Consider the following 253-nt stretch of genomic DNA (forward strand, 5'->3'; position numbering starts at 1 on the left):
GCCCTACCGCCAGCGCGAAGCTGATCGCGGCGATGCCCAGGCCGGTGTCGCGGTGGATCGGCTCGACGAACAGGCCGGTGGTCTGGCGCACGCCCATGGTCAACATCAGCACCGCCGAGGCGGCCAGCAGCAGGTATCCGTGCGGCGCGGTGGCGGTTGGCGCCCTGCGCGCGGCGGTCGTGGTCGGGACGGGGGCATCCATCGGCACACGATAGAACGCCGGCGGCGCCGCGCAAACCGGCCCGGGGTGCCG

Annotated in this window: 1 pseudogene; it reads right to left on the reverse strand. The window is 74.3% G+C overall.

Annotation, left to right across the window (positions count from 1 at the left end):
• A pseudogene (locus tag SB822_RS59050) lies at positions 1-202 on the reverse strand (MFS transporter); the annotation flags it as partial.
• Positions 203-253: the final 51 nt, after the last annotated feature.

The sequence above is a fragment of the Paraburkholderia sp. SIMBA_054 genome (genome assembly GCF_046534875.1).
GTDB lineage: Bacteria > Pseudomonadota > Gammaproteobacteria > Burkholderiales > Burkholderiaceae > Paraburkholderia > Paraburkholderia hospita.